The sequence below is a fragment of the Tropicimonas omnivorans genome, from assembly GCF_031846565.1.
Taxonomy (GTDB): domain Bacteria; phylum Pseudomonadota; class Alphaproteobacteria; order Rhodobacterales; family Rhodobacteraceae; genus Tropicimonas_B; species Tropicimonas_B omnivorans.
Genome location: NZ_JAVRHL010000002.1, coordinates 644,428 through 663,191 on the forward strand (window position 1 = coordinate 644,428; position 18,764 = coordinate 663,191).

The 18,764-nt window shown below is 68.5% G+C and carries 18 protein-coding genes; 15 read left to right on the forward strand and 3 right to left on the reverse strand.

Annotated features, from left to right (window positions below):
- The first annotated feature begins 140 nt into the window (after positions 1 to 140).
- The 7 genes from radA to RM543_RS08435 all read left to right on the forward strand — a co-directional run bounded on the left by radA (position 141) and on the right by RM543_RS08435 (position 7,468).
- Entirely contained in the window at positions 141 to 1,505 is a 1,365-nt protein-coding gene (gene radA, locus RM543_RS08405; protein WP_311690514.1) for a DNA repair protein RadA, read from the forward strand.
- Positions 1,506 to 1,558: 53 nt separating this feature from the next.
- Complete coding sequence (locus RM543_RS08410) at positions 1,559 to 2,179, forward strand: CvpA family protein (protein ID WP_311690516.1); 621 nt, start codon at positions 1,559 to 1,561, stop codon at positions 2,177 to 2,179.
- Between the two features lie 114 nt (positions 2,180 to 2,293).
- Positions 2,294 to 3,799: an amidophosphoribosyltransferase gene (purF, locus tag RM543_RS08415; protein WP_311690518.1), complete on the forward strand. Its 1,506-nt coding sequence runs from the start codon at positions 2,294 to 2,296 to the stop codon at positions 3,797 to 3,799.
- A gap of 99 nt (positions 3,800 to 3,898) precedes the next feature.
- Positions 3,899 to 4,570, forward strand: coding sequence for an SDR family oxidoreductase (locus RM543_RS08420; protein ID WP_311690520.1), 672 nt, complete (start codon positions 3,899 to 3,901; stop codon positions 4,568 to 4,570).
- A gap of 79 nt (positions 4,571 to 4,649) precedes the next feature.
- Positions 4,650 to 5,444: a 5'/3'-nucleotidase SurE gene (gene surE / locus RM543_RS08425; protein WP_311690521.1), complete on the forward strand. Its 795-nt coding sequence runs from the start codon at positions 4,650 to 4,652 to the stop codon at positions 5,442 to 5,444.
- 16 nt (positions 5,445 to 5,460) lie between these two features.
- Positions 5,461 to 6,111, forward strand: coding sequence for a protein-L-isoaspartate(D-aspartate) O-methyltransferase (locus RM543_RS08430; protein ID WP_116082786.1), 651 nt, complete (start codon positions 5,461 to 5,463; stop codon positions 6,109 to 6,111).
- Between the two features lie 148 nt (positions 6,112 to 6,259).
- On the forward strand, positions 6,260 to 7,468 hold the full coding sequence (locus RM543_RS08435; RefSeq protein WP_311690525.1) for a peptidoglycan DD-metalloendopeptidase family protein: 1,209 nt from the start codon (positions 6,260 to 6,262) through the stop codon (positions 7,466 to 7,468).
- Between the two features lie 52 nt (positions 7,469 to 7,520).
- Here RM543_RS08435 and RM543_RS08440 read toward each other — a convergent pair whose 3' ends face one another.
- Entirely contained in the window at positions 7,521 to 9,392 is a 1,872-nt protein-coding gene (locus RM543_RS08440) for an ABCB family ABC transporter ATP-binding protein/permease (RefSeq protein ID WP_311690527.1), read from the reverse strand.
- A 118-nt stretch (positions 9,393 to 9,510) separates the two neighbouring features.
- Here RM543_RS08440 and RM543_RS08445 point away from each other — a divergent pair, with 118 nt between their 5' ends.
- On the forward strand, positions 9,511 to 10,662 hold the full coding sequence (locus tag RM543_RS08445) for an ABC transporter ATP-binding protein (protein ID WP_311690529.1): 1,152 nt from the start codon (positions 9,511 to 9,513) through the stop codon (positions 10,660 to 10,662).
- A gap of 63 nt (positions 10,663 to 10,725) precedes the next feature.
- Here the strand turns inward: RM543_RS08445 and RM543_RS08450 are convergent, their stop codons facing one another.
- Complete coding sequence (locus RM543_RS08450) at positions 10,726 to 11,652, reverse strand: MBL fold metallo-hydrolase (RefSeq protein WP_311690531.1); 927 nt, start codon at positions 11,650 to 11,652, stop codon at positions 10,726 to 10,728.
- 175 nt (positions 11,653 to 11,827) lie between these two features.
- Between RM543_RS08450 and RM543_RS08455 the strand changes: the two genes are divergently transcribed.
- From RM543_RS08455 to RM543_RS08485, 7 genes are all read left to right on the forward strand, one after another.
- Positions 11,828 to 12,862: an Atu2307/SP_0267 family LLM class monooxygenase gene (locus RM543_RS08455; RefSeq protein WP_311690533.1), complete on the forward strand. Its 1,035-nt coding sequence runs from the start codon at positions 11,828 to 11,830 to the stop codon at positions 12,860 to 12,862.
- A gap of 161 nt (positions 12,863 to 13,023) precedes the next feature.
- Positions 13,024 to 13,284, forward strand: a complete 261-nt coding sequence (locus RM543_RS08460; protein WP_311690535.1) for a twin-arginine translocase TatA/TatE family subunit — start codon at positions 13,024 to 13,026, stop codon at positions 13,282 to 13,284.
- Between the two features lie 32 nt (positions 13,285 to 13,316).
- Complete coding sequence (gene tatB / locus RM543_RS08465) at positions 13,317 to 13,874, forward strand: Sec-independent protein translocase protein TatB (protein WP_311690537.1); 558 nt, start codon at positions 13,317 to 13,319, stop codon at positions 13,872 to 13,874.
- Positions 13,871 to 14,743, forward strand: coding sequence for a twin-arginine translocase subunit TatC (tatC, locus tag RM543_RS08470; protein ID WP_311690539.1), 873 nt, complete (start codon positions 13,871 to 13,873; stop codon positions 14,741 to 14,743). The genes tatB and tatC overlap by 4 nt, the downstream gene beginning before the upstream one ends.
- 2 nt (positions 14,744 to 14,745) lie before the next feature.
- On the forward strand, positions 14,746 to 15,600 hold the full coding sequence (locus tag RM543_RS08475) for an ATP-binding protein (RefSeq protein ID WP_311690541.1): 855 nt from the start codon (positions 14,746 to 14,748) through the stop codon (positions 15,598 to 15,600).
- Positions 15,601 to 15,678: 78 nt separating this feature from the next.
- Entirely contained in the window at positions 15,679 to 16,665 is a 987-nt protein-coding gene (locus RM543_RS08480) for an XdhC family protein (protein ID WP_311690543.1), read from the forward strand.
- A 374-nt stretch (positions 16,666 to 17,039) separates the two neighbouring features.
- On the forward strand, positions 17,040 to 17,975 hold the full coding sequence (locus RM543_RS08485; RefSeq protein WP_311690545.1) for a molybdopterin-binding protein: 936 nt from the start codon (positions 17,040 to 17,042) through the stop codon (positions 17,973 to 17,975).
- A 76-nt stretch (positions 17,976 to 18,051) separates the two neighbouring features.
- Here RM543_RS08485 and lexA read toward each other — a convergent pair whose 3' ends face one another.
- Complete coding sequence (lexA, locus tag RM543_RS08490; RefSeq protein ID WP_311690547.1) at positions 18,052 to 18,702, reverse strand: transcriptional repressor LexA; 651 nt, start codon at positions 18,700 to 18,702, stop codon at positions 18,052 to 18,054.
- Positions 18,703 to 18,764 lie beyond the last annotated feature (62 nt).

An 18,764-nucleotide genomic window follows, 5' to 3' on the forward strand; every position in this document is an offset into this window, starting at 1 on the left:
GGGAGCCGTTCCCTTGCACGGGTCTTCTGCAATCCATTGGCGGGCGGGACGCCCGGTGATGGCGTGGGGGCCCTGGCTCTTCACCGCCGGCGTGCCCGTCTCGCTGGCATTCTCAGTGGTCCGGGAAGGAATTCGCTGACATGGCCAAGGCCGGTCCCGTCTACGTCTGCGCCGAATGTGGCGCGGTTCATGCCAAGTGGTCCGGGCGCTGCGATGCCTGCGGTGCGTGGAACTCCATCCACGAGGAAGCGCCCGCCGCGCCGGGGCCGGGCGGAGTGCGCCTGCCACGCTCCCACCGTGCAGCAATTCTGTCGGACCTGTCCTCCACCGAAGCGCCGCCGCCGCGGACCCTCAGCGGCATCGGCGAACTGGACAGGGTGCTCGGCGGCGGCCTCGTGCCCGGCTCCGCGATACTGGTCGGCGGCGATCCCGGCATCGGCAAGTCGACGCTCCTCCTCCAGGCCGCCGCGGCCTTCGCGGGCTCCGGCCTCAAATGCGTCTACGTCTCGGGGGAGGAGGCCTCGGCGCAGGTGCGGATGCGCGCGGGCCGCCTCGGCCTCGGTCAGGCGAACGTCCAGCTCGCAGCGGAGACGGACCTAACCGGCATCCTTACCATGCTCGACGCGGAGCGCCCCGATCTCGTCATCATCGATTCCATCCAGACCATGTGGTCGGATGCCGTCGGGTCGGCGCCCGGCTCCGTCAGCCAGGTCAGGAGCGCCGCGCACGAGCTCGCCGGGTTCGCCAAGCGGCGGGGCTCGGCCGTCGTGCTCGTCGGCCACGTCACCAAGGAGGGGCAGATCGCCGGCCCCCGCGTCGTCGAGCACATGGTCGATACCGTGCTCTACTTCGAGGGCGAGCGGGGCCATCAGTTCCGCATCCTGCGCTCGGTGAAGAACCGGTTCGGGCCGGCCGACGAGATCGGCGTCTTCGAGATGACGGGCGGCGGCCTGGCCGAGGTGCAGAACCCGTCCGCGCTCTTCCTGTCGGGCCGGGAGGAGCGCGCGCCCGGCTCCTCCGTCTTCGCCGGGATCGAAGGCACGCGGCCTGTGCTCGTGGAGATCCAGGCCCTCGTCGCACCCAGCCCGCATTCCCAGGCCCGCCGCGCCGTCGTCGGCTGGGACGGGGCCCGGCTTGCGATGATCCTCGCGGTGATGGAGGCACGGGTGGGCCTGCCCTTCACCGGGCTCGACGTCTATCTCAACGTCGCCGGCGGCCTTCGCATCTCGGAGCCCGCCGCGGACCTCGCCGTCGCGGCGGCGCTTCTGTCCGCGCGGGAAGACGCCGCTCTGCCCGCCGATATGGTGGTCTTCGGCGAGATTAGTCTCAGCGGCGCCCTGCGCCCGGTCTCCCAGACCGAAAACAGGTTGAAAGAGGCGCAGAAACTTGGTTTTTCCCAGGCGGCGTTGCCGGAGCGGTCGAAAGCGGCCGAAGGAACCGGCGTAACGCTGCGGTCGGTCCCCGATCTTGCCGCCTTCGCCGGAAGCATGTTCGGCGCCGGGTAGCATTCGTTCGGCAAGGCGACGGCCGTACAGTCGAAGGCATGAAAGCGAGGGCCATGGAAGGCTTTACTCTGGTCGATGCGGGGGTGGCGGTCGTCATCGTCTTCTCCGCGATCCTGGCATATTCGCGCGGCTTCGTCCGCGAGGCGCTCGCCATCGCGGGGTGGGTCGGCGCGGCGATCCTCGCCTACGTCTTCGCCCCGGCGGCGGAGCCTCTCGTCGGAGAGATCCCGTATGTGGGCGAGATCCTCGACAATTGCGCGGCCTCGACGCTGGCGGCCTTCGCCGCGGTCTTCGCCATCGCGCTCGTCGTCTTTGCCCTTTTCACGCCGCTCTTCTCCTCCCTCGTGCAGCGCTCGGCGCTGAACGTGATCGACCAGGGCCTCGGTTTCCTCTTCGGCGTGGCGAGGGGTGTCCTGCTCGTCATCATCGCGCTCGTGATCTACGACTTCGTCGTCGGTGGCGAAGGCGTGGCGATGGTCGAGAACAGCCGCTCCGCGGCATTGTTCGAATCGGCCGGCGCCCGCGTGACCGGTGAGATCACCGACCAGGAAGACGCGCTCGCGTGGCTGACGGGTCGCTTCGAGACGCTGATGGACACGTCCTGCGGAGTTCCGCCGAGCGAGACCGGGGGCGGTAATGTCCTGACGGGGCCCGGTGAAAGCATCGAAGGCTGATCCAGACCGGGGCCCGCTCGCCATGACGTGTAGCGGGCCTTATGACGGGGGGATGACATACCCCGGCTCAGGCCCTATCAGGGCCGTGCCCTCCCGCTGCCGGATTCGACTCCCATGACCGATATCCCCGCGACCCAGGCTTCCGATCCCGAAGCCGGGAAGCTGCCACCGTCCCACCCGTTCGACGACGACAAGCTCCGCGAGGAATGCGGCGTTTTCGGCGTAGTCGGCGTCGGCGAGGCGGCGAACTTCACCGCCCTCGGCCTTCACGCCCTCCAGCACAGGGGGCAGGAGGCCGGCGGCATCGTCGCCTACGATCAGGCAGAGGGCTTCACCTCCGCCAGGCGATTCGGCTACGTGCGGGACAACTTCACCTCCGCCAGCCTGATGGAGACGCTGCCCGGCACCATCGCCATCGGCCATGTGCGCTACTCCACCACGGGCTCCAAGGGCGCGACGCAGATCCGCGACGTGCAGCCGTTCTTCGGGGAGTTCTCCATGGGCGGCGCCGCCATCGCCCATAACGGCAACATCACCAATGCCGCCGCGCTTCGCCGCGAGCTCATCGACCGCGGCTCGATCTTCCAGTCCTCCTCTGACAGCGAGTGCATCGTTCACCTGATGGCCCGCAGCCTGCAGCGCGACATCCCCGAGCGGATGAAGGACGCGCTCCGCCGGGTTGAGGGCGCCTTTTCCGTCGTCGCCATGACCCGCACCAAGCTGATCGGCGTGCGCGATCCTCTCGGCGTGCGCCCGCTCGTCCTCGGGAAGGTCGGGGATGGATGGGCGCTCTCCTCAGAGACCTGCGCACTCGACATCATCGGCGCCGAGTTCGTGCGCGAGGTCGAGCCCGGGGAAATGGTCGTGGTGACCGCCGAGGGCGTGCAGAGCTACCATCCCTTCGAGCCGAAGAAGCCGCGATTCTGCATCTTCGAGCACGTTTACTTCTCCCGTCCCGATTCGATCCTCGGGGGACGCTCGGTCTACGAGACACGCCGGCAGATCGGCGTGGAGCTGGCCCGCGAGGCGCCGGTGGACGCGGACCTCGTCTGCCCCGTCCCCGACAGCGGCACCCCGGCGGCGATCGGATTCAGCCAGGAGAGCGGCATTCCCTACGCGATGGGGATCGTCCGCAACCAGTACGTGGGCCGGACCTTCATCGAGCCGACCGAGCAGATCCGGAACATGGGCGTGCGCCTCAAGCTCAACGTCAACCGCGCGCTGATCGCCGGCAAGCGTGTGATCCTCGTGGACGATTCCGTGGTCCGCGGCACCACCAGCCGCAAGATCAAGGAAATGATCCTCGATGCCGGCGCGAAGGAAGTTCATTTCCGCATCGCCTCGCCGCCGACCTCCTGGCCCTGCTTCTACGGCGTCGACACGCCGGAGCGGGACAAGCTTCTCGCCAGCCACATGACCGAGGACGAGATGTGCGCGCATCTGGGTGTCGATTCATTGCGCTTCATCTCCCTGAACGGCCTCTATCGCGCCGTGGGTGAGGAGAAGGGTCGCGATCCCGCAGCGCCGCAATATTGCGATGCCTGCTTCTCCGGCGAATACCCCGTCGAGCCCGCCGACATGCTGGAGCGCGGTTTCCAGCTCAAGACGGCCGCCGAATAGGGCAGGGGTCCGGCGCGCCGGACCCTTCGGAGCGGCATCGTCGCCCTGGCCCTCGGGGCGCTGTTGACCCTGCCGCCGCTTCGCGGCACTTGAGCCGCCATGAGCGATGACCCCACCACCCGCAAACCTCTCGCCCTTGTCACCGGTGCCAGCCGGGGGCTTGGATTTGCCGTCGCCGAGGCGCTCGCCCCCACCCATCACGTCATGGCCGTGGCGCGGACCGTGGGCGGGCTCGAGGATCTCGACGACCGCATCCAGTCCGCCGGGGGCACCGCCACGCTGGCGCCCCTCGACGTCACCGATGACGGCGCGATGCAGCATATGTGCCGGTCGATCCATGATCGCTGGGGCGGGCTGGACCTCTGGGCGCATACCGCGATCCATGCCGCCCCCCTCGGCCCGGCGCAGATGATCGCCGCGAAGGACTGGGAGCTGAGCTGGAAGGTCAATTCCGAGGCGACCCGGCGTCTCGTGGCCTACGTCTCACCGCTTCTCACCGCGCGCGCCGGGCGGGCGGTTTTCTTCGACGATCCCCGCGCCGGACAGCCGTTCTTCGGGGCCTACGGCGCGACCAAGGCCGCGCAATCCGCCCTCGTCGCCTCCTGGGCCGCCGAGACGCAGCGGACCGGGCCCGCCGTCGCGATGCTGGCCGCCCGGCCGATGGCGACGGCCCTGCGCGCGCGCTTCTTCCCGGGCGAGGATCGCGGGGCCCTCGCATCCTGCGCGGACGAGGCGCGGCGGCTCCTGCCGGAGATCCTCGGCCGGTCCTGAGACAGGATGCACCACCCGCTCTGGCTTGTCGCTCGGGCGGTGCTTGTCTAAGCAGGGCCCCGGATCGCAAGGAGCCCTCATGCGTATTTTGGTCACCAACGACGACGGCATCAACGCGCCGGGTCTCGCCGTACTGGAACGGATCGCCGCCGAGATCGCGGGTGAGGGCGGTGAGGTCTGGTGCGTCGCGCCGGCCTTCGAGCAGTCGGGCGTCGCCCACTGCATCAGCTACACCCACCCCACCATGATCGCCGAACTGGCCCCGCGGCGCTTCGCCGCGGAAGGCTCCCCGGCCGACTGCGTGCTCGCCGGCATCTTCGACGTCCTCGGCGGCGAGAAACCGGATCTCGTCCTGTCGGGCGTGAACCGGGGCAACAACTCCGCCGAGAACGCCGTCTATTCGGGCACGCTCGGCGGCGCGATGGAGGCAGCGTTGCACGGCATCCCGGCCATCGCCCTGTCGCAGTATCTCGGCGCCGGCACGAAGGATCTGGATGATCCGTTCGAGGCGGCGGCCGTCCATGGCGCCGACGTCGTGCGGAAGCTCCTCGCCGCGGACCAGTGGCGCCTGGGCGAGGAGGGGGGCTATACCACCTTCTACAACGTCAATTTTCCGCCCTGTGCGGCGTCCGATGTCGCCGGCACCCGCGCGGCCATCCAGGGGCGCCGTCCGGGCGACGGGTTCGGCATGGATGCCAGCGTCTCCCCCGGCGGGCGGCGCTTTTTGTGGGTGCGCGGCGCGCGGCAGGACGTGGACAGCGGTCCGGAGACCGATGCCACGCTGAACCGCGAGAACTACATCACGGTCACGCCGATGCGGGCCGACCTCACGGCGCACGATGCCGTCGAGCCGCTGTCGGCGGCACTCAAGTAACGAGGGAGAGGCGGACGTGACCAGTCCGGACGAGGTGGCCGAACAGAAGATGCGCTTCCTCTTCGCGCTGCGTCAGCGCGGGGTGCGGGATGCGCGCGTCCTGTCGGCGATGGAAGCGACCGATCGCGGCCTGTTCATCCGCGGCACCTTCGCGGACCGCGCCTATGACGACACGCCGTTGCCCATCGCCTGCGGGCAGACCATCAGCCAGCCCTCGATCGTGGGGCTGATGACCCAGGCGCTCGAGGTCGGCCCGCGTGACAAGGTGCTGGAGATCGGCACCGGCTCCGGATACCAGGCCGCCGTCCTCGCGCGGCTGGCGCGGCGGGTCTACACGGTGGACCGCTTTCGGCGGCTTGTCGCTTCCGCCGAGCAGATCTTCGTGACGATGGGCCTGACAAATGTCACCACCTTCACCGGAGACGGCTCTCACGGTCTGCCGGACCACGCCCCCTTCGACCGCATCCTGGTCACCGCCGCGGCGGAAGACCCGCCGGGTCCGCTCTTGGCCCAATTGCGGATCGGGGGTATCATGGTGCTGCCGGTGGGGCAGTCCGACGCCGTGCAGACTCTGATCCGCGTTCGCCGGACCGAGGATGGCTACGAGTACGACGAAATGCTGCCGGTGCGCTTCGTGCCGCTCCTAGAGGGGCTGGGGCGCGAGTGACGGCAGGCGCCTCGTCCGCCTCCGGGCGGGCGTCAAGGAATGCCGGGCGGGACGTCGCCCGGTCGGGGACAGCCGCCAGGCGGCAGTTGATGGAAAACAAGAGGGCGCGGATCGAAGGCGTCCCGGCGGATCGAGGAGTGACGGGGTTATGAGGCACCCTCTGAGAAGCGTGGCGCTCGGCGCACTCGTGGTGGCGCTCGGCGCCTGCGGGGAACAGGGCCCGCTCGAGATGTTCGGCGGCGGTGGTGCAGGCCGCAACGGCGGCGCCGAGACAACGCGGGCCGCGACGGTTGCGCCACGACCGGACCCGGATGCCCGCGGCATCATTTCCTATCCCTCCTACCAGATGGCCGTCGCGCGGCGCGGCGATACCGTGGGCGCCGTTGCGCAGCGGGTGGGTCTGCCGGCCCAGGAGCTGGCCGATTATAACGGCGTGCCGCAGGATGCGGTGATGAACCCCGGCGCGGTCCTCGCCCTGCCGCGGCGCGTGGCGGCCTCCTCCGTTGGCGCAGGCGGGCAGACGGGTGCGATCTCGGCGGCCGCTCCGGTGCAGGTCACGACGCTGGCCGGCAACGCCATCGACCGCGCCGAGAGCAATGCGCCGGCCGGGGCCACGATCTCCGCCCCCGGAGCGGCACCGACGCAGGTCTCGGCCCCTGCGCAGACGCAAACCGGGAAAGAGCCGGTCCGTCACCGCGTTCAGCGCGGCGAGACGGCCTATTCCATTGCGCGGCGCTACAACGTCTCGGTCTCCGATCTTGCCTCCTGGAACGGGCTCGATGGCAATCTGACCGTGCGCGAAGGCCAGTTCCTGATGATCCCGGTTGCCGTCGGCGCTGCACCTCAGGCCGCCGCCGTGTCCCGTCCGGGAGAGGGGTCCCCGACGCCGACGCCCCCCTCGGCCGCGAAGCCGCTGCCGCAGGAAGAGAAGCCGGCCGCCGCGAAACCTGCGCCCGAAGCCACGCCCGCCTCTCCCAAGATGGACCAGTTCGCGAGCGAGGAGAGCGCTGCGCAGATGGCCCGTCCCGTCGCCGGCAGCGTCATCCGCGATTTCGCGAAGGGAAAGAACGACGGGATCGACATCTCCGCCCCCGCCGGAGCGGCGGTGAAGGCGGCCGACAGCGGGACCGTCGCCGCGATCACGCAGGATACCGACCAGGTTCCGATCATCGTGATCCGTCATTCGGGCGGGCTGCTCACGGTCTATGCCAATGTCGACCAGCTGGAGGTCCAGAAGGGCGACACGGTGAGCCGTGGCCAGACCATCGCCAAGGTCCGCGCGGCGAGCCCGTCCTTCCTGCACTTCGAGGTTCGCAAGGGCGTCGAGGCGGTGGATCCGGGGACCTACCTGAACTGAACGGAACTGCCCCCCGGAGTTGGGGGCGGAAGCAGGAGAGGAGCCCGCGCTGTCAGGCGTGCGCTTCCTCCGTCTCCGTGTCGTCCGACGCGCCGGCATCCTGCGCCGCCCACATCTCGGCGTAATGCCCGCCCTTGGCGAGCAGCATTTCGTGACTGCCAGCTTCGATCACCCGGCCGTGGTTCAGCACCACGATGCGATCGGCATGGGCGATGGTGGAGAGGCGGTGAGCGACGATCATCACGCTGCGCCCTTCGCCGGCCCGCGCCAACGAGCGGCGGATCTGAAGCTCGGTATGGGTGTCGAGCGCGCTGGTCGCCTCGTCGAGGATCAGGATCGGGGGATCCTTCAGCAACGTCCGCGCGATTCCGACGCGCTGCTTCTCACCGCCGGAGAGCTTCAGGCCGCGCTCGCCGACGCGGGTGTCGTAGCCCTCTGGCAGGGAGGCGATGAAATCGTGCAGTCCCGCCTCGCGCGCCGCCTTCTCCACCTCGTCCATGCCGGCGCCCTCGCGGCCATAGGCGATGTTGTAGCCGATCGTGTCGTTGAAGAGGACCGTGTCCTGGGGAACGACGCCAAGGGCGGCCCGGAGGCTCTTCTGGGTGATGTTCCTCAGATCCTGGCCATCGATGGTGATGCGGCCCGCGCCGGGGTCGTAGAAGCGGAACAGAAGGCGCGCGAGGGTGCTCTTGCCGGCGCCGCTCGGGCCGACCACGGCCAGGGTACCGCCGGGCGGGATCTCCAGGTCGATCCCCTGCAGGATCGGGCGGCCCGGATCGTAGGCAAAGTGGACCCCTTCGAACCGGACCCGGCCGCCCGAGATCTCCAGGGAGCGCGCGCCGGGGCTGTCCGTCACCTCGGATTCGTGGTCGAGCAGGTCGAACATCTGGCCCATATCCACGAGGGCCTGACGGATCTCCCGATAGACGCTGCCGAGGAAGTTCAGCGGCATGATGACCTGGAGCATGTACGAGTTGACCATGACGAAATCGCCAACCGTCATCTCCCCCGTGGAGACGCCCCGCGCGGCCATCGCCATCCCGGTCACGAGGCCGGCGTTCACGATCAGCGCCTGGCCGACATTGATCGCGCCGAGGGAATAGGTCGTTTTCAGCGCGGCGCCCTCGTAGGCGGCCATCGCGGTGTCGTAGCGCGTGGCCTCGCGGGTCTCCGCACCGAAATACTTGACGGTCTCGAAGTTCAGCAGGCTGTCTATCGCGCTCTGGCTCGCGGCGTTGTCCTGCCGGTTCATCTCCCGCCTGATCTTCACGCGCCATTCGGTGATGATGAAGGTGAAGGCGACATAGGCGGCGAGAACGACACCCATCACGAGAAGGAAGCGCGCGTCGAAGAGCGTGGTGAGGATGATGCAGATCAGCGCCAGTTCGAAGATGAGCGGCCCGATCGAGAAGACGAGGAAGCGCAGGAGGAACGCCACCCCCTTCACCCCGCGGTCCATGATCCGCGACAGTGCCCCGGTGCGTCGCTCCATGTGATACCGCAGCGACATCCGGTGGATATGCCGGAACGTGCGCAGGCCCAGCCGGCGCAGGCCGTTCTGCGCGACGCGGGCGAACAGCATGTCCCTCAGCTGCGTGAAGGCGGTACCGAGAAGGCGCGCCGTGCCGTAGGCGAGGGTGAGGCCGATGGCGCCGAGCGCGAGAAGCATCCCGGCATCCTGCGGCGTGTCGCCGGCAAGCGCATCCACCGCCGACTTGTAGATCAACGGCGTTCCGACGGCGACCAGCTTCGCGACGATGAGCACGGCGAGCGCGGCGACGGTGCGCACCTTCAGGGACGTGTTGTCCCGGGGCCAGATATAAGGTGCGGCGTCCCGGATGACCCGCATCCCGCGCTTGCCCTCCGCCGAGGCGGAAAGGTCCCGTTCGTCGTCGGGGGGCTGGGAGGCGAAATCACGGCTCATCGGGGCCTAGCTAGGGGGTTCGGAGGGCATTGCCAATGTGCCGTGGCGCCTTGCCTGCACCGGGGGCGGCTGCTAGCAAGGCGCTGCAAAACCGAGAGAAATCATCAGATTTAAGCGCATGAAAGTGGCACCGACCGAAGACGAGACCCGGCGGGCGGGGCCCTCTCCACGCCTCGAACTCAGCGGGATCCGACGCTCATTCGACGGCCGCGAGGTGGTCCGGGGCGTTTCGCTCAGCATCTCGACGGGGGAGGTCTTGTGCCTCCTCGGGCCCTCCGGCTGCGGCAAGTCGACGACGCTCCGGATCGCGGCGGGGGTGGACCGGCAGGATGCGGGCGAGGTTCGCCTAGGCGGGCAGGTCGCGGCGTCCGGCGCCACCTTCGTTCCGCCGGAGCGACGGTCGGTCGGGCTGATGTTCCAGGACTTCGCTCTCTTTCCGCACCTGAAGGTGGCGGACAACGTCGCCTTCGGCCTCAAGGGCGGCGCCGCGGCGAACGGGGCCCGGATCGGCGAGCTTCTGGAGCGGGTGGGCCTCTCCCGCTTCCACGACAGCTGGCCGCACGAGCTTTCGGGCGGGGAGCAGCAGCGCGTGGCGCTGGCCCGTGCGCTGGCGCCGCGGCCGCGGGTGATGCTGATGGACGAGCCCTTCTCCGGCCTCGACAATCGCCTGAGGGACGGGATCCGGGACGAGACGCTGTCGCTTCTGAAGGAGGAGGGAACGGCGGTCCTGCTGGTGACGCACGAGCCCGACGAGGCGATGCGCATGGCCGACGAGATCGCCCTGATGCGGGATGGGCGAATCGTGCAGAGCGGCGCACCCTACAACATCTACACCGCGCCGGTGGACCGGGCCGCGGCGGCGTTCTTCTCCGATATCAACGTGGTGCGGGGCGTCAGCCGCGGCGCCCTGACGGAAACGCCGTTCGGCGCCTTCCTGACCCCCGGCCATGCGGATGGGGCCGAGGTGGAGATCGTCATCCGGCCGCAGCATCTCGGGATCGATTTCGACCGGGATGGCAGGGGCCCCGCTGCGACGCCGCAGCAGGGCGTGGCGGCGCGCGCGCGGGTGCTCAGGGCACGGTTCACCGGGCGCGAGAGCCTCGTGGAGTTCCGGATGGAGACGGATGGGCAGGTCGTGAAGGCGACGGTGCCGAATGTCTTCCTGCCGGCGGCCGGGACGCCCCTGTGGCTGACGCTGCGGCGGGACCGCTGCTTCGTGTTTCCGGCAAGCCGGGGCGCTGGCTCCGGGTCCGGGCCGTCCTCGATCTGAAGAGCCCGGCGGGATGAACAGCTCGAAGGAGCGCCGGCCGCGTCTGGCCGGCGCTCATCTGCCTCAGAACGAGAGCTGATAGGTGTGAGGCACGAAGCGGAAGCCGTCGCCGTCGACCTCGATGAAGCCCACCCCGGGGAAGGGCATGTGATAGCCGAGGACGGGGAAACGCTCCTCGGCGGCCATGCCGAGCACCCGGCGGCGCGTCTCGGCCGCCATCTCCTTGTCCTGGTCGTACCGCACCTCCCAGTCGGGATGTCCGACTGACCAGACGTAGTGGTTCGCCACGTCGGCCATGAGGAGAAGGCGGGTATCCTCGCTCTCGATCATGTAGGTCATGTGGCCGGGCGTATGGCCGAACGCGGCCATGGCGGTGATGCCGGGGGCGATTTCGGCGCCGTCCTCCACAAGGGTGAACCGGTCGATGAGGGGGGCGATGTTCGCCTCGTAGGCATCGTTCGGGTTCTCGGCCCACCACTCGGCCTCGACCCGGCCCGAGATGTACTCCGCATCCGGAAAGACGGGCTCGCCACCCTCCGTCATCAGGCCGCGGATGTGGTCGGGGTGCATGTGGGTGATGACGACGTGGGTGATATCGGACGGGGCCATGCCAGCGGCGTCGAGCGCGACAGTGATCTCGTCTGCACTGTTGCCGGTGTCGAAGAGGATCGTGTTGCCGTCCGTCTGGACCACGGTGGGAAGGTAGAAGCTGATCGACCGGTCCGAGGGGATGAAGCGCTCCTCGCTCGCCGCGGCGAAGGTCTCGTCGTCCACGTTCAGCCCGAAGATCGAATGCGGATCGTCGCCGACATTGGTGGAGGTCAGAAGCGGCGTCACGGTGATCGCCCCGACGGTGAGTGTCGCATGGGACGGAAGGCCGCTGCGGGACGCCCCATCTGCCTCCTGCGCACGGGCCGGAGCGGCGTGGAAGGTGGCAGCGAGCGGCAGGGCGGCGCCGGCGAAGAGGGCGGTTCTGCGGGAAAGGGTCATCGGGTCGTTTCCTCCTGTTGGTTTGAAGTGCAGTTAGGGCGGCAGAGCGCGATGCCAGTCACGGGAGCGCGAGCACGGCCGGGGCCCCTGCACACGTGGTGTGCGGCCCGGATGGTGGACTTGGCGTCCTTCCGTTGCCACCTCGCGGGTAACACTCGGACGGGAGAACAAGGCCATGGAACTTGGACTTTACACATTCGGCGATGTCGGCATCGAGCCTGCCACGGGGCGCCCGATCGATGCGCCGGAGCGTCTGTCGAACCTCATGGAGGAGATCGAACTCGCTGATCAGGTCGGGCTCGATTTCTTCGGTCTCGGCGAACATCACCGCCCGAACTATGCCATCTCCGCCCCCGCCGTGGCCCTCGCCGCGGCCGCCCGGACGACGAAGAACATCCGCCTTTCCTCCGCGGTCTCCGTGCTGTCCTCGGACGATCCGGTCCGGGTCTTCCAGCAATATTCCACGCTCGACAGTTTGTCGGGCGGCCGGGCCGAGCTCATGGTGGGGCGGGGCAGCTTCATCGAGAGCTTCCCGCTCTTCGGCTACGATCTGAACGATTACGATTCCCTGTTCCAGGAAAAGCTCGCCATGCTTCTGGCGATCAACGAGCAGGAGAAGCTGAACTGGCCGGGCACCGATTTCACCCAGGCCGTCGAGGGTCTCGGTATCTATCCCCGCCCGGTCCACGGACAGCTGCCGATCTGGATCGCGGCCGGTGGGACGCCGGCCAGCATGGTTCGCGCAGGCGCGCTCGGCATGCCGCTGGCGCTCGCGATCATCGGCGGCGCGCCCCGCCGCTTCAAGCCGCTGGCGGACCTCTATCGCCGCGCGGCGAAGGAGGAAGGCAACGAGGCGCAGGCGCGCGTGTCGCTCAACGTGCACGGGTTCGTGCACGACGATGCGCAAGAGGCGGCGGACATCTTCTTCCCGGCGCAGAAGGAGGTCATGGACCAGATCGGCCGGGAGCGGGGCTGGGGCCCGCAGAGCCGGGCGCAGTTCGACGCGCAGATGAGCCCCGAAGGCGCCATGTTCGTCGGCTCGCCGGCGCAGATCACCGATAAGATTCTCGGTCTGCGCGAGGATCTCGGCTTCGACCGGATCACGATGCAGATGGCGATCGGCATGATCCCGCATGCCGACATGATGCGCGCCATCGAGACGCTGGGCTCGAAGGTCGCGCCCGAACTGCGCCGGGCGGACGCCGCCTGAGAGATCTTGCTCCGCTCCAGCCCCCTGGTTCATCAAAATCCGGGGGGCGGGGCGGTTTGCCGCTTTCAAGCGGGCCGCGAAATCTTTAAGTAATACTGGACTTCGACCAATTGGCGCACCGGATCACCGGGCGTCGCCCCCGCACGGATGGGAGTGTGCTCATGTTCAACAATATCGGTATTCCCGGCCTGATCCTGATCGCCGTGGTCGTGCTCGTGCTCTTCGGGCGCGGCAAGGTCTCCGCTCTCATGGGCGAGGTCGGCAAGGGTATCACGGCCTTCAAGAAGGGTGTGAGCGAAGGCTCCACGGAGGATGACGAGGAGACCCGCACCGCCGAGCAGACGCGGATCGAATCCCCGGCCGCCACGACCCACGATGCGACCCCGGCCCCCGAAACCCTGCGCGAGCGGGACAAGGTCTGAGCCTCGCCTGCGTCCCGGGGGGCGTCTGAGACATGCTGGATATCGGCTGGAGCGAACTTCTGGTGATTGGCGTCGTCGCGCTGATCGTGGTGGGTCCCAAGGACCTGCCCGTGCTCTTTCGCACGCTGGGTCAGTTCACGGGCAAGATGAAGCGCATGGCGCGCGAATTCACCTCCGCCATGGAGGATGCCGCTGACCAGTCGGGCATGAAGGATGTTCAGCGCGATCTGCGCAGCATGACGAACCCCAAGAAGATGGGCGTGGACGCGCTGAAGAAGGCGACCAAGTTCGACCCGTTCGGCGAGCATGACGCCGAAACCGGCAAGACCGGCGCCGGGAGCAAGGCAGCCGCGCGGTCGGCCGCCGGCTCGGACGGCGAGGACCGAGCGGTAAAGGCGGCGCAGATGCGGGAGGCGGCCGCGACCGAGGCCCAGGACCGGATCGACGCCGAGGCGGCGTCGGACCTTCCCGAGGCCGACGAGGAACGCGCGCTGCCCGAGGGGTCCTCCTTCGCCGCCCCGTCCTCCATCGAGCCCGCGCCCGCAGATGCCCCCCAGACGCCCGAGAAAGCGGACGGAACACGCGGATGAGCCAGGTCGACGACGAGATCGAGGACAGCGCGGCTCCGCTGATCGAGCACCTGGCCGAGCTCCGGACGCGCATCATTCGCGCGGTTGCGGCGTTCCTCGTGGCGATGATCGTGTGTTTCACCGTGGCCGAGCCCCTGCTCGAATTCCTGATGCAGCCGATCGCAGACGTGCTGCGCGCCCGCGGCGAGGATCCCCAGCTCATCTTCACCGCACCGCAGGAGAAGTTCTTCGTCCTCGTGCGGATCTCGGTGATCTTCGGTATCGGCCTCGCCTTCCCGGTGATCGCCCATCAACTCTGGCGCTTCGTCGCGCCCGGGCTCTACCGGTCCGAGAAGAACGCCTTCCTGCCGTTCATCATCGCCTCGCCGCTGCTCTTCCTCGCCGGCGCATCCTTCGCGCATTACATCGTCACGCCGCTGGCGATGTCCTTCTTCATCGGCTTTTCGGATGCGATCCCGACGATCGCGGCCCTTCTCGCGGGAGAGAACGTGGACGCCATCGCCGAGGCACCGCGGAACGAGGAGTTGCGCACGGTCTTCCTCGGCTCGGTCCGCGAGAGCCTCGATCTGTCGCTGAAGTTTATCCTCGCCTTCGGTCTGTGCTTCCAGCTGCCGGTTCTTCTGACCCTCATGGGCAAGGCGGGCCTCGTTTCCGCCGAGGGCCTGCGAAACGTCCGCAAATATGCCGTCGTCGGCATCCTGGTCCTCGCCGCGCTCGTCACTCCGCCGGATGTCATCACGCAGGTGATCCTCTTCACGGTGGTCTATTCGCTCTACGAGATCTCCATCTTCCTGGTCGCCCGTGTCGAGCGCAAGCGCCTGAAGGAGCTGCGGGAAGCGGGCATCCTCGGCGAGGACGAGGAGCTCTGATCATGCCGAAGGACGGTCTCGCCGAAGACGCACTCACCCGCATCGCGGCCGCCCTCGAACGCCTGGCGCCGCCGGCACCCGCCGAGCCGGACTTCACGGAGGCCTCCGCCTTCGTCTGGCAGGCGGAAGACCTGCGCCTTCTGCCCGTTCCCGATGTCACCCGCCAGCCGCTGGACCTTCTGATCGGGATCGACCGTGCGCGGGACACGCTTCTGAAGAACACCCGTCAGTTCGCCAAGGGCCTTCCTGCCAACAATGCGCTTCTTTGGGGCGCCCGGGGCATGGGAAAGTCCTCCCTGGTGAAGGCCGTCCATGGCGCGCTCGAGGACGAGGGGCATCCGCTCAAGCTCGTCGAGGTGCTGCGCGAGGATCTGCCCTCCATCGGCCGCCTGCTGTCGCTCCTCGATGGCGCCGCCGAGCGCTTCGTCCTCTTCTGCGACGACCTGTCCTTCAGCCATGACGATCAGCACTACAAATCCCTGAAAGCGGTCCTTGACGGCGGAGTTCGCGGACGGCCCGACAACGTCGTCTTCTACGCGACCTCGAACCGCCGTCACCTGATGCCGCGGGACATGATCGACAACGAGCGCTCCACCGGGATCAATCCCGGCGAGGCGGTGGAGGAGAAGGTCTCGCTCAGCGACCGCTTCGGCCTGTGGCTCGGCTTCCATCCCTGCGATCAGGACGCCTACCTTGCCATGGTCCGCGGCTATTGCGACGCCCATGATCTCGAGATCGGCGACGAGGAGCTGCGCGCCCTGGCAATCGAATGGCAGGCGACCCGCGGCGGCCGATCGGGGCGCGTGGCATGGCAATTCTTCACCGATCTGGCCGGTCGCAGGGGCGTGCGCCTCTGAGCCGCCCGCGGCAGCGGTCGTCGCCAGCTGGTCCGCCCCCATGCCGCGTCCTAGCTATGAGGGCCAAGGAGACGCCGCATGACGACACCCGCCTTCGATGACATCCCGGAAACCGCTCTCGCATGGCATCGCGAGGGCAGGGGCGCCGCCCTTGCGACCGTGATCGAAACATGGGGCTCCGCGCCGCGCCCCGTCGGCAGTCAGCTCGCGATCTCGGGCGACGGCGCCATCGCCGGCTCCGTCTCCGGCGGCTGTGTCGAGGGCGCCGTGGTCGTGGAAGCCGCGGACATGATCGCAGCCGGGGCGCGCGAGGCCAAACTGCTCGAGTTCGGCGTTTCCGATGACGAGGCCTTCGCGGTCGGACTGGCCTGCGGCGGCCGGATCGCCGTTCTCGTCGAGCCGATCGGGTCCACCCTGCCGGACTCCCTCCTGTCGGACCTTGTGGAGGCCCGCGCCGCCCGCCGCCCCACCGCCTATCTCGTCGATGCCGAAGCCGGTCAGCGTCGTCTCGCCGGTTCTGACGAGGAGGGCCTTCCGGCCCGTTTCCGCGCGGACCGGTCCGGCTTTCTGGAGGACGGGCGTACCTTTGCCGGCATCCACAATCCGCCACTGCGGATGGTCGTGGTCGGCGCCGTCCACATCGCTCAGCCGCTCGTCGTCATGGCCCGTCTCGCCGGCTATGCCCCCGAACTGATCGATCCGCGCGAGGCGTTCGGCAGCGCCGAGCGCTTCCCCGGCGAGGCGCTGTCCCACGACTACCCCGACGAGGTTCTGGCGCGCGTCCCGCCCGATGCGCGAACCGCAATCGTCACGCTGTCACACGATCCCAAGATCGACGACCCGGCCATCCTCGCCGCTCTCCGCTCAGACTGTTTCTATCTCGGATGCCTCGGATCCACCCGCACCCACGCCAAGCGCCTGGACCGCCTCCGCCCGGAGGTCGGTGAGGAAGCACTCGCGCGCATACACGCCCCTGTCGGGCTCGACATCGGCTCCCGAAGCCCGGCCGAGATCGCCATCTCCATCATGGCAGAGGTGACCGGCGCTCTGCGGCAGGGGGACTGATGTGGTTCGGAGAGGTCAGGACAGATGCGGCCGAGGGGGCGATCCTCGCCCATTCGTTGCGGGTGGAATGCCCCGTCGAGGCCGGCCCGGGCGGTGGGGAGCGGAGGGGCGCCGCATTTGATTTGGAAGGCGCGACCGGTGCTGACGCGGCGGTGGGAGAGGGCGGGGCCGGCCGTGACGCCGGTGGACGCCTGACGCTGTCGGACGAGCGACAGCCCGCGCCGTCTGTAAGTTCCCTAATCGAAGACAACCGCATGCCTCCCGCGGCTGAGGGGCAGGGGACGATCGATGCTCCCGGTGTTCGTTCTCGGGCAGACACGCGGCCCTCTCAGGCGGCGTCGACGGGGTCGGCCCCTGCCGAGACCGCCCTGCGGATGTGGAAGAAGGGTCGCGTTCTCACTGCCGAGGACACCCGTGCCATCCTTCGGGGAGGGGTCGAGCGGCTCACGGTCGCCCGTCTCGAGCCCGGCGACGTCGGCGAAGATGCCGCCGCCGCCCGCCTTGCCGCTGCCCTTGTTCCCGATCCTGCCGCCGCGGGTCTGCGCCTCAGCGATCCTTTTACAGGGCGGGTGAACATCAACGCCGCGGGCCCCGGCCTGATCGAGCTGGATGCCGAGGCGATCCATGCCCTGAATGCCGTCGATCCTGCCATTACTCTCGCCACACTGGCCCCATTCGCGCGGGTCACCGCCGGTCAGCTCGTCGGGACCGTCAAGGTCGTCAGCTACGCCGTCCCCGACACGGCGCTTGAGGAGGCGTGCGACCGTGGGCGCGGTGCGCTTCGCCTGGCGCCTCCACGCCTCAGGACCGCGGCCCTGATCCTGACCACGGTGCCGGGACAGAAGCCCTCCCTGAACGAGAAGGGCCGGGCTGCCGTCCAATCGAGGCTGGACGCCCTGGAGGTTGGCCTCATCGAGGTCAGGGACATCCCGCACGAGGCAGACGCCATCGCGCACGCCCTTGCCGGACTCGACGCCGATATCGCTCTCATCCTCACCGGATCGGCGACGTCGGACCTGCACGACACCGCCCCGGACGCTCTCAGACGATCCGGCGGGGAGGTGAGCCGTTTCGGTATGCCGGTCGATCCGGGCAATCTTCTGTTCACCGGCACGCTGAGAAACGGGCGGCCCGTGATCGGCCTGCCGGGATGCGCGCGATCCCCCGCTCCAAACGGCGCGGACTGGGTGCTCGAGCGCCTCATCTGCGGCCTTCCCTGCGGCGACGAGGAGATCTCACGGATGGGCGTCGGAGCGCTGCTCAAGGAAAGCCCCGGAAGGCCCCACTCGCGCGAGCGGCGCGGTCCCTGACCAGGCCCGGCATCCTGCCGGTGCGTTCGGGGAAGGCGCCGCTGGAATGAAACGTTGGGGTCCCGCGACCGATTGATCAGTACGTCCGGATCAGACCGACGAGCCGTCCCTGAACCTGGACCTGGTTGTCCTTCAGGATCCGCGTCTCGTAGGCGGGATTGGCGGCTTCGAGCGCGATGGCGCCCTTCTGCTTGCGGAACCGTTTCAGCGTCGCTTCCTGGCCTTCGACGAGCGCTACGACGATATCGCCGTTATCGGCGGTCAGCTGCTCGCGGATCACGACCACGTCCCCGTCATTGATCCCGGCATCGATCATCGAGTCGCCGCGGACTTCGAGAGCGTAATGCCGACCCGCGCCGACCATCCCCTGAGGAACGGCGACCGCGTGGCTGACCTCGCTGATGGCCTCGATCGGCACGCCGGCCGCGATCCGGCCCATCACGTCCAGCTCGACGGACCCGGGCGTCTCGGGACGGACGGGCAAGGCAGGCGCGGAGCGCGAGGCGCCCAGCGAATCAGGCAGCTTGACGACTTCCAGAGCGCGCGCGCGATGAGCGAGCCGCCGGATGAAACCGCGTTCCTCAAGCGCCGTGATCAGCCTGTGGATCCCGGATTTCGACTTGAGCTCCAGCGCATCCTTCATCTCGTCGAAGGATGGCGGCACACCGTCGCGCTGGATCCTCTTGTGGATGAAGTCGAGAAGGTCGAGCTGTTTCTTCGTGAGCATGGGCAGCCTGTTCGTGGGCGACAGATAGCCGCTTTGCGGATGTTCTGCCATCGTTCTTGTTT